This window comes from Neobacillus solisequens (assembly GCF_051233465.1).
In the GTDB taxonomy this organism is placed as follows: domain Bacteria; phylum Bacillota; class Bacilli; order Bacillales; family Cytobacillaceae; genus Neobacillus.
Genome location: NZ_JBKFGJ010000027.1, coordinates 39,757 through 52,574, shown reverse-complemented (window position 1 = coordinate 52,574; position 12,818 = coordinate 39,757). Strand labels below are relative to the sequence as shown.

At 40.8% G+C, this 12,818-nt stretch carries 10 protein-coding genes; all 10 read left to right on the top strand.

What is annotated here, in order from left to right:
* Nucleotides 1-594 precede the first annotated feature (594 nt).
* The 10 genes from ACI3K6_RS21580 to ACI3K6_RS21535 all read left to right on the top strand — a co-directional run bounded on the left by ACI3K6_RS21580 (nucleotide 595) and on the right by ACI3K6_RS21535 (nucleotide 12,816).
* Nucleotides 595-891: a WXG100 family type VII secretion target gene (locus ACI3K6_RS21580; protein ID WP_335476056.1), complete on the top strand. Its 297-nt coding sequence runs from the start codon at nucleotides 595-597 to the stop codon at nucleotides 889-891.
* Between the two features lie 158 nt (nucleotides 892-1,049).
* Nucleotides 1,050-4,433 carry a type VII secretion protein EsaA gene (esaA, locus tag ACI3K6_RS21575; protein WP_435556459.1) on the top strand — a complete coding sequence of 1,128 codons (3,384 nt, stop codon included), beginning with the start codon at nucleotides 1,050-1,052 and terminating at the stop codon, nucleotides 4,431-4,433.
* Complete coding sequence (gene essA / locus ACI3K6_RS21570; RefSeq protein ID WP_335476052.1) at nucleotides 4,408-4,902, top strand: type VII secretion protein EssA; 495 nt, start codon at nucleotides 4,408-4,410, stop codon at nucleotides 4,900-4,902. The genes esaA and essA overlap by 26 nt, the downstream gene beginning before the upstream one ends.
* 12 nt (nucleotides 4,903-4,914) lie before the next feature.
* Nucleotides 4,915-5,166 carry an EsaB/YukD family protein gene (locus tag ACI3K6_RS21565; RefSeq protein ID WP_335476050.1) on the top strand — a complete coding sequence of 84 codons (252 nt, stop codon included), beginning with the start codon at nucleotides 4,915-4,917 and terminating at the stop codon, nucleotides 5,164-5,166.
* Between the two features lie 20 nt (nucleotides 5,167-5,186).
* Nucleotides 5,187-6,527, top strand: coding sequence for a type VII secretion protein EssB (gene essB / locus ACI3K6_RS21560; protein ID WP_435556458.1), 1,341 nt, complete (start codon nucleotides 5,187-5,189; stop codon nucleotides 6,525-6,527).
* A 35-nt stretch (nucleotides 6,528-6,562) separates the two neighbouring features.
* Nucleotides 6,563-11,101 (top strand): type VII secretion protein EssC, encoded by a 4,539-nt coding sequence (gene essC / locus ACI3K6_RS21555; RefSeq protein ID WP_435556457.1) that lies wholly within the window; start codon nucleotides 6,563-6,565, stop codon nucleotides 11,099-11,101.
* Nucleotides 11,094-11,498 carry a chorismate synthase gene (locus ACI3K6_RS21550; RefSeq protein ID WP_435556456.1) on the top strand — a complete coding sequence of 135 codons (405 nt, stop codon included), beginning with the start codon at nucleotides 11,094-11,096 and terminating at the stop codon, nucleotides 11,496-11,498. Before essC ends, ACI3K6_RS21550 begins: the two co-directional genes overlap by 8 nt.
* Complete coding sequence (locus tag ACI3K6_RS21545) at nucleotides 11,485-11,787, top strand: WXG100 family type VII secretion target (RefSeq protein ID WP_435556455.1); 303 nt, start codon at nucleotides 11,485-11,487, stop codon at nucleotides 11,785-11,787. Before ACI3K6_RS21550 ends, ACI3K6_RS21545 begins: the two co-directional genes overlap by 14 nt.
* Nucleotides 11,784-12,491 (top strand): DUF5081 family protein, encoded by a 708-nt coding sequence (locus ACI3K6_RS21540; protein ID WP_435556454.1) that lies wholly within the window; start codon nucleotides 11,784-11,786, stop codon nucleotides 12,489-12,491. The genes ACI3K6_RS21545 and ACI3K6_RS21540 overlap by 4 nt, the downstream gene beginning before the upstream one ends.
* On the top strand, nucleotides 12,484-12,816 hold the full coding sequence (locus ACI3K6_RS21535; protein WP_435556453.1) for a hypothetical protein: 333 nt from the start codon (nucleotides 12,484-12,486) through the stop codon (nucleotides 12,814-12,816). Before ACI3K6_RS21540 ends, ACI3K6_RS21535 begins: the two co-directional genes overlap by 8 nt.
* Nucleotides 12,817-12,818 lie beyond the last annotated feature (2 nt).

The following is a 12,818-nucleotide window of genomic DNA, read 5'->3' as shown; positions in this document are numbered from 1 at the left end:
CATCACAAAACGAAGTGAAGAGGATGGATGTTTTTTAAGGTAAATTCATGATATAAAGTGAACCTACTAGATCAAAACTCTTGATTCACTACCCAATTTAGATGGAGTGAGTAGGTCTTGCAAATAAATATCTACAAACAAGCGATGCCTAAACGAGCATCGCTTTACTTATCGAAACTAGTTATGACCCAGTCTCTTTTTTTGTAACCAAAAGAATCGTCCATCCGACAACATTATGTAAAAAACAGTAAATAGCTCCTAAAATTTGTAATATTACCTCTAATTAACCCTATTTATTAAACCTATCGTCATAGTTAAAACGAACTGTTTTTCTTGTGTTTGCTTTGAAAAAATCCTAGTTTCAAAGTAAAGCTAGAAACAAAGTCCTACCATTATTTCCAAATGATTACACCGCTAATTTGTCCGATTATCTATCCTGTGATATATAGATATAAGGGAATTACTTCCAAAGTAATAGAGAAGAGAAGTACATAAACCACAGATATATTCTGAATATGTTTATCATGATTTTTATGATAAAAAAATATGTCTATTATCTTTAGGCAAACAAAAGGTAGAGGAGATGGAGAAATAATGGCTGGACAAATTCGTATGACCCCAGAGGAGCTAAAATCAAAAGCGACTCGTTATGGCCAAAGTGCACAGCAAATTGAACAAATTCTAAGAGAACTTACTAATCTGCAAAATGAACTTCGCGGTGAGTGGGAAGGCCGTGCGTTCCAAAGATTTGACGATCAATTTAATCAGTTAAAGCCAAAAGTGCAAAACTTTGCTCAATTAATGCAAGATATTAACACACAATTGAACAAAACTGCAGATGCTGTGGCTCAACATGATGAGCAATTATCACAAAACTTTGGTTTGCAATAATATATTTATCTAGTAGATAAATATATAAATATTAGACCTTGAGCCATCTAGTTAAAGGCCACGCGACAATCGTTGTGTGGCTTTGTTCATTGTTTACTCGATCTACGTAAAGCAATGATTCATTTATATACATATAGCAAATTTCAGGGGTTGATGGAATGAAAAAGGTTGAGCGGAGTGTCTTGTTATTCCTGATTTTTGTGCTTGTTCTTATGTCGGGGAGCTCTTACCTGGCGTTAGATCAAGCATCAAAAAGCAAAAATAACAAAGATGAGCAGAAGATGAGTGTTGCTTTGGTCAATGAAGACCAAGGGGCAAAATTCAACGGTAAGAACTATGAATTCGGCAACGAATTTATTAAGAATATCGAAAAAGATGACCAGCATGACTGGTATGTTGTCAGCCGCGGGGTGGCAGAAAGCGGCGTAAAGCGGAATGTGTACAATATGATGATTGTCATCCCGAATGACTTTACGCAAAAAGCATTATCCATTGATTCAAAATCACCTGATCAGGTCTTACTCAATTATAAAATTAATGCATCCGATAACAGTAATTTAAAAGCGAAAGCAGAAAAAACAGCAAGCTCAATCCTAGGCGAATTTAATCGCCGGATTATCGATGTTTATTTTGCCAGTGTGATCGGCAACTTGCATGATGCCCAAGACAATATTGCCTCACTGGTGAAAAAAGAGCAATTATATACCAATATTTATAATGATTCCATCCATCGACCGTTAGCGGGCTATACAACCCAATTCAGTCAGGTTCAGAATGATACTCAACAATCAAGGGATAGTTTCAAAGGTTTGCAGGATATTTTAAAAGAATTTGAGGGTGGTCTTGGCCAGGGTGTCCAAAATGGGAATTTGTATCAATCCAGCATTACAGACTTTACGAAGCTGCAATCTGCTAACGGACTAATTTCACAGAACTTTACAAAAGACCTTGGCCAATTTAACAGTCAGATGAATGACAGCAATGTACAGCAGCAGTTAGATCACTTAATTGAGGCAAACAAGGCGATTAATGAACAATTCCATACAAAAGAAGACCAGACGGCCAATATCTTGACGCAATCTGCGGCACTCCAAAACTACCTAGCGTCTACAAAGGAAAAAGTGGAAAACGCTGATACTGAAATAGCAGACCAATTAGCATCCGACATGCAGGAGATGACACGTCAAAAACTTATAAATGAGATTAAGAATTCTTCCGGCAAGGAACAGAGTGTGTACTTAACCCACTTTTTCGCAAAGCCGGATGAAAATGCACGTCAAACGATTCAAAAGCAGATCGATAAGCTACCTTCTTTAAACGCAGGGGATATAACCGGACTGACGTTGAAAGACCAAACAATAACCCAGCTTAAAAATATCATCGCATTAACAAACAAATACAACCGTGAGTTTAACTATACGCCAAAACATGACTCAGACAGTATTCCTTTGGTAGACCAAGTTGAATACCTTAAAAAAAGTTTGATCACGGATGGTGTAACTATATCAGACTCTGTAAAATTACCGGCAAATGTAAAGAAGGAGCAGGGGTTCACCTTATCTATTCCAGAAAATTTCTCTGTCGCTCAAGTATTATTAACATTGCCACACAGTGAAGAAATGGATTACACCAGCTCGTATATTGGTAATAAGAAGATTAACCTTCCGCAAACAGAGGAAGGAAATTTCACTGTCCGTTTAAAAGTAAAATTAAAGGAATCGGGACAAAACATTGATGTTTTCCAGCCCATCACTTGGAAGTGGAAGCTAGATCAAACGGATATCACGGATGCCGATGTTCCTGACACGCCGGAACATCCAAAAGTTCCTGAACCTACACCGGCAGCGGAACAGAAACCAGCTGATAATGGTGAAACAGCTGCCACACCAGCTGAGAGCGGAACGGATCCATCAACACAGTCAACTGAAGGCAGTCAGAGCACGGATACTACTACTAGCAGCGGGGACAGTAGTACGGAGACCCCAACTAGTGAAAGTCCAAGTGAGCCCGCTCCTGAGAATCCAAAGGATGAAGATCCGATTCCACTGATTTTCAATAATCTTATTATCCATCAAGTTATGTCACCGTTAGTTACAGATTCAACCAGTGTATTAGTGAATGCTGCTAGCGATACAGTTAGTGATTATCAAAAGCTGCTATCACAGTTTGATCTTTACTTTGGCATCGGGCTTGATCAGTTAAATCGTCCCGACCTAATGGATCAGTTGAATCAAACTAGTTTGACTGATATGGCTTCAAAAGATTCTCTGTATTATTTATTTAATAAGCAAGATATTGTCGATATTTTAGCTAATTATGTGGCAGAGCAGATTACAGAGGAAGTTCGTCAGCAAACGGAAGAATTAAAAGCAAAGATGGATAATTACCTGCAGCTCGTGAATAAGGCAAACGACGATTCTACGGAAATGGCAAAAATGATAAACAAAACGATGGAACAGGCTGAGCTTCAGAATGAAAATCTGTCGAAGACCTTAGAGGACGTTTCCGCGTGGCGTGAGCTAAGCTTGAAGCTGCAGGATACCCAAACCAAAATGATCGAAAATAGTTTGAATGAACAGACGGCATCGCTTTCACTGGATACCCAGTTTAAATCTCTACTTTCCGAAAGTCAGTCGCTAGCGGATCAATCCAAGAATAATCTAAATGCGGCAGATCATGTGTATCAAACCTTTGATGATATTGATAATCTGGCAAAGGATATTCAGGCAAGCGGGATTACTTTAGTGAAGCAGGCAGGGGATCTTTCCGATAATTTAACGAAGAAAGCCATTCAGGATCAAACCTTTGCGAACAATTTCGCCGGGGTCCTTGCGAACAGCAGAGTTGGAGAGCGGCCAAATGAGAATCTCATAAACTTCTTGTCCAATCCTGTACAAACCCAAAGTGCCGGAGTCATTATGGCAAATGGCGATACCTTTACCCCGTACTTCATTGTTTTGATTTGTTTCATTGTTGCTTTATTTTCAGCATATGTTCTAGCTAATAATGAAAGAAAAAAGCATAGTCAGGATTCTTTTGTAGAGGAGCGTTCCTTATTGGGGCAGAATACGGCGATTACCATGCTTACAGTCAGCTTGGGGCTGGTAGAAGGACTAATCATTGGGCTATTGTCTGCCAATCTACTAAAGATTAGTGATGAGAAATTCATGACTTGGGTCGGAATGATTACCCTGGTTATGACAGCAATTGTTCTTGTCGCTGCCTACCTGCTGCGTCAATTGAAGATGGCAGGTATGTTCATCCTCTTGGTGATTTTAAGTTTGTACTTGTTCTTAACCAAAGCCATCGGCCTTCAGTTCGATCAAGCCTCTTTTGCTGCGAAATTAAAGGATTACTCGCCATTGCAATATATTGAGACATGGTTAACGAACTTTGGCAGCGGTACGACGACCAATGATCAGCTGACAATCATCGTTTTAATAGTTGTATGTGTGACAAGTGTCATAGGCCATTTATTTGTTGTACACCGCTTTTTAGGGAGTGAGGAGGTTACGCATGAAGGAGTTAGTGAAAACCTTTAGTACACTCATTGTTTTTCTAGGTTTCTGCCTATTTCTATCCACCTCGGCATGGGCGGAATCTACCACTGATGATAACGGGAAAATGCAATTAAAAACGGACCGTATTGGCCAGGATGCAGCGAATCGAGAGAAACTAGATCAACAGTTTAATAAAGAAACAGAATTAGAGAAAATGGCGCCCGATTTGTTCGAGGAACAAACTCGGGCGGTCATTCAGACCAAACAATCTGAATTAAATCAACAAACCAAGGACATGGAACAAAAGCTTCTTGTTGAACCAAGCAGCGTGAATACCACCTTAAATGACACGAAAAACGCTCTTTTTGCACGAAATTATACAGTTCAATACACGAACATGTCCAACGAAGAACAGAATGATGGAGAAAATAAAGGGCTGCCTGTTCTTATCGGATTTGTTCTGGCCAGCTGCGGCGGCATCTATGTCATGATGAGGAGAATGCTTGAATAGAGGGAGAAGACGATGGCCAAAGAAACACATATCAACGTAACAGTTGATTTTAGTAAGTGGGGCAAAGGGAGATATGATGTTCGTATCCCTTTGCACCAACCTATTAAACAACTGCTTGTCAATTTAAATGAAGCACTGAATTTGGATATTGAAAAGCCGGCCATCTTTGCACTTAAGGTTGCCGAAAAGGAGCTGCTGCTTGCAGACGATGACCGCCTTGCAGATTACCCGGTTACAAATGGCGATATACTGCTAGTTTTATAGCTTAAAGGAGTCTAAATACCATGAATGAAAAAAAGATTGAAATGGAGTCTCTTCATCTCCATTTCCTCATAAATACGGATAAATGGCAGCTTCAACTGCCAAAGTCACAAACACGCGTTAAAGACATTCGTCAAATGGCCCTGATCAATGACGACTCGAGAATGTTTGTACCCGCTATGGTGGAAGAGGAAGATGACTATTTTATCTTTACTTATTCCGTGAATCCCCAATCCAAAACCTGGGAGGATATACGTAAACTGGACAGAAAAGATAAACTGCGCTTATTATGCAACCTAGCTGGTTTCAAGAACTGTCTATCTACACGTATGACTTTCTTCCTGCATCCGGATAACCTGATTGTTGATGATAATCTAAGTCCATCCTTAGTGTATCGAGGTATCCGGGATTTAATCCCCCCGTATCTTTTTGATGAAAAGAAATTCATTCTCCAATACAAATGTCTGATAATCGCCATGTTCTCGAAAAAATATAGTTTTGATGAGCTATATGCTGGTTCGCTAAAACAGGCAAAGGATACCGAGTTTGAACGTCAAGTGAGTGAGATGGAGGATGTTGACTCATTAATTCAGTTTTTACATGAAAAGTACATAGAAGAGAAAAAAGCAGCAGAAAAAAATCTTCAAATTGTCCCGAAAAAACAATTTCGCCTGTTTAAACGACTAGCCTTTACCATGATTGCTATATCGGTCTTATTGGCAGTGCCGCTAGTGTATTTAGGTTTTGTCAAGATTCCTTTTCAAGGACATTTATTAGAAGCACACCGCCATTTTTTAGCAATGGATTACGGCGGCGTCATTAATGATTTAGACGGTCAAACGCCAGAAAAGCTGCCAGACACAAGCAAATATGTTCTTGCCTATTCCTATATTGAATCAGAGCCTCTAGCTGATAGACAAAAAAAGGCAATTTTAAAAAATATCAGCATAAAAAGCGATCCTAATTACTTATTGTATTGGATCTATAATGGCCGCGGTGACTTTGACCGTACCATTGATCTTGCCAAATATATCGATGACCCGCAGTTAATTATGTATGGCCTGATTAAGCAAATAGAAAAGGCCAAAAATGATCCGAATCTTAGTGGCAGTGAACGGGAAAAGAAGGTTTCACACTATCAAGAACAATATCAGACCTATGCTGAAAAGTACGGGCTAGATTTGTCGTTGAACGAGGAAAATACCGAGCCAGCAGCGGTTCAGGAAACCAATCATGCGGAAGATACACAAGACAATGTGAAAACTGACAATCAAGAAAAAACGAATCCATCTCCAGGAGCAAAAGAGGAAAAGACTAGTCCTGAAAGTAGTGAAACGAAAAAAGCATCTGAGAATAAAAAGTAGAGCGATGCGATTCGTGTGTAGAGAGGAAGAGAAAGATGGCACAACGATTATTGCTGCTAACGTTTAGAAATCAATTGCACAAATGCCATTTGACAAAAAATGAACCCAAACGGCTGACGGTTGGGAGTGATTGGTCCAACACGATTACATTTAGCAATTTAACCCAATCTTTTGAGATTGAATGGGATGGTGAAGGATGTCAGGTCAGGGATAAGCTGCTAAGGGTGAATGAACGTCTGGAAGTGAACCTTGATGACGTCTCCATTCACACCTATTTAATAGATGCTAATCAATGGTCTGTATACGATACGATGAAGCATTCTAGTGTTACGTTAGGAATGAATGATTACGATGATGTCATCCTAGCAAACATGGATGCTAGTTTAGCACTAATCCGTAGACAGAAGGAGGATGCTTTTAATCTAGAAGTCTATAAAGGCCAGGTTTATCACAACTTCCTGCTTACTGATGGCGATGTTCGGCTGGAACCTGGAGATGAACTGTTTATTGATGGGCTGATTGTAAAAATTGGCCGGAATGATATACGTGTACTTGGAAATGAAAGAATAAAAGACACAAAGCTTATTCAACTGTTTGGGGTTCAACAAGGATTTGACAGCGACTATCCCGATTTTCACCGCTCGCCAAGGATTATTTATCGGGAGCCGGAAGATAAGCTGAAAATTGCTAAACCGTCCAATAAACCGGTAAGGCCGAGTGAACAACTGGCGCGGGTCATTGTACCGCCGATTGTCATGATTGCGGCAATGGTGGTTCTCTCCATTTTCCAATCCAACGGCTTTTATATCCTTGCGATGCTGGCGATGACGGTCACGACGGTGATATTTTCAGTCACCTCCTATTTAAAAAGCTTGAAGCAATATCGGATGGCGCTTAAAGAGCGGGATCAAAGCTATCAGGATTATCTAAAACAGAAAACCCATGAATTATATAAAGCAAGTGAAGAACAGCGGCACGCCTTACATTACCATTACCCTGATGCCGATGAAATTCGGGAAATGGCAAGAAACGTCCATTCGCGTATTTATGAAAAGACGATGTTCCATCATGACTTCCTTACATACCGTGCAGGGTTGGGGCGAGTGGATACTAGTTTTGACATTGAGTTTAATATGGAGGAGTTTACCCTTGAAAAGGATGAACTGGTAGAGGCGGCAAAGAACCTAAGGCTGCAATACCTTACATTAGATGATGTGCCGGTTGTCACCTCCCTGATGAGGGGGCCAGTTGGTTACATTGGCCAGCGACATCTAGTGCTGGAACAACTACAGCAGCTCGTCATTCAAACGGCTTTGTTCCATAGTTATCATGATCTCCAATTTGTCACGATATTTCCAGAAGAAGAGAAATCTAAATGGGAATGGATGCGCTGGCTTCCACATGCAAGCTTGCGTGATATCAATGTCCGCGGCTTTGTGTACCATGAGCGCTCTCGTGATCAAGTGTTAAATTCTCTCTATCAAATTTTAAAAGAACGGAAACAAACAATCGATGAAAAAACAAACAAAAGTGAAAGAATATATTTCACTCCACATTTTGTTGTTCTGATCACCGATGAAAAGATGATATTGGATCATTCTGTTATGGAGTACTTTAATGAGGATCCAAGTGAACTAGGTGTTTCGCTCGTGTTCGTTCAGGATGTCATGCAGTCGCTTCCGGAGCAGGTAAAGACAGTGGTGGATATACGAGATGCACAAACCGGAAATATCCTCCTCGAAGAAGGGGAACTGGTCAACCGGAGGTTTATACCAGATCATCTCCGCGAGGATTTTAACAAAGAGGATATTGCAAGGGCATTGTCCCCGCTCAATCATTTGCAAAATCTAAGAAATTCGATTCCTGAAAGTGTTACCTTCCTTGAAATGTATGGCGTTGAGAAGGTGGAAGACCTCCGCATTCAAGAGCGCTGGACCAAAAATGAAACCTATAAAAGTCTTGCGGTGCCGCTCGGGCTGCGCGGAAAAGAAGATATCGTCTACTTAAACCTGCATGAAAAGGCACACGGTCCGCATGGATTGGTTGCAGGGACGACAGGTTCTGGTAAATCAGAAATTATTCAGTCTTATATTATTTCGCTTGCGGTTAATTTCCATCCGCATGAAGTGGCCTTTTTGCTGATTGACTATAAAGGCGGCGGGATGGCGAATTTATTTAAGCAACTACCACATTTGCTAGGTACGATCACCAATCTGGACGGGGCTCAGTCGATGCGTGCGCTTGCATCCATTAAGGCGGAGCTGCAAAAACGGCAGCGTCTTTTTGCTGAACATGACGTTAACCATATCAATCAATATCAAAAGCTTTATAAGCTTGGAGAGGCCAGTGAGCCCATGCCGCATTTATTCTTAATCTCAGATGAATTTGCGGAACTAAAGTCGGAGCAGCCTGATTTTATGAAAGAACTTGTTTCTACCGCTCGTATTGGCCGTTCATTAGGGATCCATTTAATCTTGGCCACCCAGAAGCCAAGCGGCGTGGTCGATGATCAAATCTGGTCCAACTCGAAGTTTAAGCTTGCGCTAAAAGTACAGAATGCCAGTGATTCGACTGAAATTTTAAAAACTCCGGATGCGGCAGAAATTACCTTGCCAGGAAGAGCATACTTACAAGTAGGGAACAATGAAATTTATGAATTATTCCAAAGTGCTTGGAGTGGGGCGGATTATGTCCCTGATAAAAATGAACAGGACTTTATGGATACAACCATTTATGCCATTAACGACCTCGGTCAGTATGAGGTTTTGTCAAAAGACCTAAGCGGTTTATCGAGCCGAAAGGACATTTCTAAAGTACCAACCGAACTGGATGCAGTTGTCAATTATATTGATGTGTTTGCAAAAGATAAAGGAATTGTTGAACTTCCTCGACCATGGCTGCCGCCTTTAGAGGAACGGATTTACCTTCCTGACTTGGCTGGTGTCGACTATCAAACGGCATGGCATGAATGGAAGAAACCTTTGGAAGTGACATTTGGCTTCTTAGATATACCGGAAATGCAAGAGCAAAAGCCTTTGACATTGAATTTGAGCAAGGATGGCCATATTGCCGTCTTTTCTAGCCCTGGCTATGGAAAGTCGACCTTTTTACAAACAATTGCTATGGACATTGCCAGACGACACAGTCCGGAAAGAGTTCATATGTATTTCATTGACCTTGGAACCAATGGTTTGCTGCCGCTTCGTGAGTTGCCGCATGCAGCAGACACTATTATGGGAGATGAAGAAATTAAGCTTGGAAAGCTCCTGCGCCGTCTGCAAACAGAACTAAAAGAACGTAAACAAAAATTGAGCCATTACGGTGTGGCCACGATTCAAATGTACGAACAGGCAAGTGGCAAGGAAGTGCCGTCCATTCTGTTATTCATTGATACATTTGATTCGATCACCGATGTGGTCTACCGTGAAGAATTTGAAAAAGTAACGGCACAAATTGCCAGAGATGGTGTTAGTGTCGGAATTCATCTCGTGATTAGCGCCGGCCGTCAAAGTGCACTGAGGGCACCGTTACTTTCAAACATGAAGCATCAAGTAGCCTTGTATATGATTGACGGGACGGAAGCGCGAAATATTGTTGGAAGAACAGACTTAACCATTGAGGAGCTGCCTGGACGAGGATTAATCAAAATCGAACAGCCAACCTCCTTCCAAACCGCGCTTCCTGTAAGAGGCCAAGATACGCTTACGGTCATTAAGAACATCCAAGAAGAATGTAAAGAAATGAGCCATGACTGGAAGGGCGTTCGACCGCTACCGATTCCGATGGTTCCGGAAACAGTAGAATTTATTGATTTCATGAAAAAGCCAGAAACCAAAGCAATGATCAGCAATGGAGCCATCCCGTTTGCTGTTGATTTCGAAAAAGTAGAGCCAGTGGAGTTAAGTGTTGTGGAGGACCAAAACACATTGATTTTAAGCGACCGGATGGAATTAGTCGAGCAGACCTATTTGACGCTTGTCTCTAGTATTGCAATGAATGAACAACTCGATGTGGGTCTTATCGATAATGCATCATCGAGATTTAGAGGATTTAAAGATACCGTCAATATTTATGCGGAAACAGCTCTGGAAATGGACGATTTCATCGAACGTTTGCAGCAATTATTGGAAACGAGGGAAGATACCTTCCGTCAAGTACAACAGGCAACAGCTAACCGTGTGACCATGAAAGACTTTTTGAAAGAACTACGGCCAATGGTGGTACTCATTACGGATGTTGCCTTCATGACCGAGTCACTATCGTTTACATCTCAAACAACGGTCACTAAATTAATCGAATCAGGTGCTAGAGTTGGAATTTATTTCGTGATTGGCGCTGTACCCGGGGCAATTGAAAGACAATATGACGATATTGCCACTGTTGTTAAGAAACAAAAGGCAGGCGTCCTAGTGGGACGGATCAGCGACCAGAATATCTTAGAAGTATTAAATCGTCCGTATAAAGAACAGAGTTTACCTCCATACGAAGCTTATTATATTAAGCACGGCAGAGCAGAAAGAATCAAAATTGCAGCTCCTTACCTAAACAGAGAGGAAGTGAAGACAAGTGTTTGATTGGTTTAAAACGGCTACCGAGAAGAAACGTGATGATTATCATGAACTATATGAAAAGCTCAATAGTGCAATCACTGAGCATGATAAAAAGGTCTCTGAGGCTAATTCGGCATACGGTTCCTATATAGGCACTGTTCCCAATCTATCAAACTCAAAAATACCATCCAATGATTTTGAAGTGAGCCGTGAACAATTAAATGACAAATTAAAGAAGTATTTCCATTTAGACCAAGAGAAGCGGCACTCACTTGTTGCTGCAAAAGATAAAGCTTATGAACGATATATTCATTATAAAAATTTAGCCATTAAAGAGGCAGAGGCAGAAAGAGCTAGAAGAGAAAAGGAAGCAAAAGAGCTAAAAGAGAGATTGGAGCGGTTGATCAGTGGGGAGCGTTAGAATTGATGGCGATAAGGTGTATCAAGCCAAAGCAGCAGCCAAGTCATTGGAACATTCCCTTGAGAAAACATATGACCAATGTGAACAGCTGATTGCGTATGTTCATTCGGCAGAGTGGAGCGGCAAAGCAAGAGACGCTTTTTTAACCTATCTGGAAATCATTCAAAAATATCATCATGACATGAAGTCTGCCGTTGCCAAACAGACAAAAGCCTTAAATAACCTTGAGAACTACATGGACGACTTTCTTCAGGATGGCTCTGTAAAAGAAGTGAGGGATTTAGGATGAAGTCACTTACCGATGTATTTACTGCCCCTGAATTATATTTGTTGGCCGCTGCCTTTGGCGGCAATGTCCTTTTTGGCTTGCCGGAAAAAGAAATATTCCAATTGAAGGGTGAAACGGTCTTTAAAGAAGCGCATGAGCGTCTAATCGAAAAGGGCATCATTACAGCGGACGGTAAAATTACTAAAAATGGAGCCATCATAATCCGAACGGTTGAATGTTACCATCAAAGTGAGAAGTATGTCCGGGTCAATAATTTAATGTTTGCTTTTAGGGATAAGGAAAGCGACGAGCTGATTGTCCTAGTGGAAATGGCGGAACCAGGACATTATCAGCTTCGAGTTACCTCGAAGGCAATTATGTTAAAAATGTTAAATGAGCACTTTCCTGTTATTAATAGGGAACCAGATGAAAAAGAAAAGACCTTCTTAAAGGTAGAATTATCGAACCAGGAAAGACACGGGACAGAGGCTTTTGAGCCGGAGCATATGTTAATGAATCTAGAATTCTTTCATCTTAAGGCAGAACCTAAAAATCGATTTAACTCCAACTACTATCAGCAATGGCTGATTTTTACGAAAGACGAAAAGTTAATCATGGTTGATACTGTGAATAAGAAATATTATCATGCCAGTCAATATTGGTTCTTGAAGGTTCTATTTGATGAGCTGGATTTCCCTTATAAGGAGGAGAAGTCATATGTATAAGGCAGTGGGTGATGGAGGCGGCTCAGGGCTGCTCGTTAACATTAATCCAGATGAAATAACGACGATTTATAAGTTATTACAAGGCATTCTGACAGAATTAGAGACAAATGCTGCTCCCAATATTGAAAAGTTGGGAAACCTCGGCTATTACGAAGAGGGCAAGGCGAAAAAAGCGATGGAAGTTTATGCCGAAGCGAATCAGAAGATAATGGATTTACATGACAATTATTCCCGTGCTGCAACATTGGTTATCGATATCCTAAATACGATGATCCAAGCGGATGAAGCAATTGCTGAACAAATCATTGCAAAACTGGGGGTATGAAC

What these genes read in the sequence shown, in the direction of transcription:
- ACI3K6_RS21580 (WP_335476056.1), top strand. Translation starts at nt 595, where the DNA reads ATGGCTGGACAAATTCGTATGACCCCAGAGGAGCTAAAATCAAAAGCG.
- esaA (WP_435556459.1), top strand. Translation starts at nt 1,050, where the DNA reads ATGAAAAAGGTTGAGCGGAGTGTCTTGTTATTCCTGATTTTTGTGCTT.
- essA (WP_335476052.1), top strand. Translation starts at nt 4,408, where the DNA reads ATGAAGGAGTTAGTGAAAACCTTTAGTACACTCATTGTTTTTCTAGGT.
- ACI3K6_RS21565 (WP_335476050.1), top strand. Translation starts at nt 4,915, where the DNA reads ATGGCCAAAGAAACACATATCAACGTAACAGTTGATTTTAGTAAGTGG.
- essB (WP_435556458.1), top strand. Translation starts at nt 5,187, where the DNA reads ATGAATGAAAAAAAGATTGAAATGGAGTCTCTTCATCTCCATTTCCTC.
- essC (WP_435556457.1), top strand. Translation starts at nt 6,563, where the DNA reads ATGGCACAACGATTATTGCTGCTAACGTTTAGAAATCAATTGCACAAA.
- ACI3K6_RS21540 (WP_435556454.1), top strand. Translation starts at nt 11,784, where the DNA reads ATGAAGTCACTTACCGATGTATTTACTGCCCCTGAATTATATTTGTTG.
- ACI3K6_RS21535 (WP_435556453.1), top strand. Translation starts at nt 12,484, where the DNA reads ATGTATAAGGCAGTGGGTGATGGAGGCGGCTCAGGGCTGCTCGTTAAC.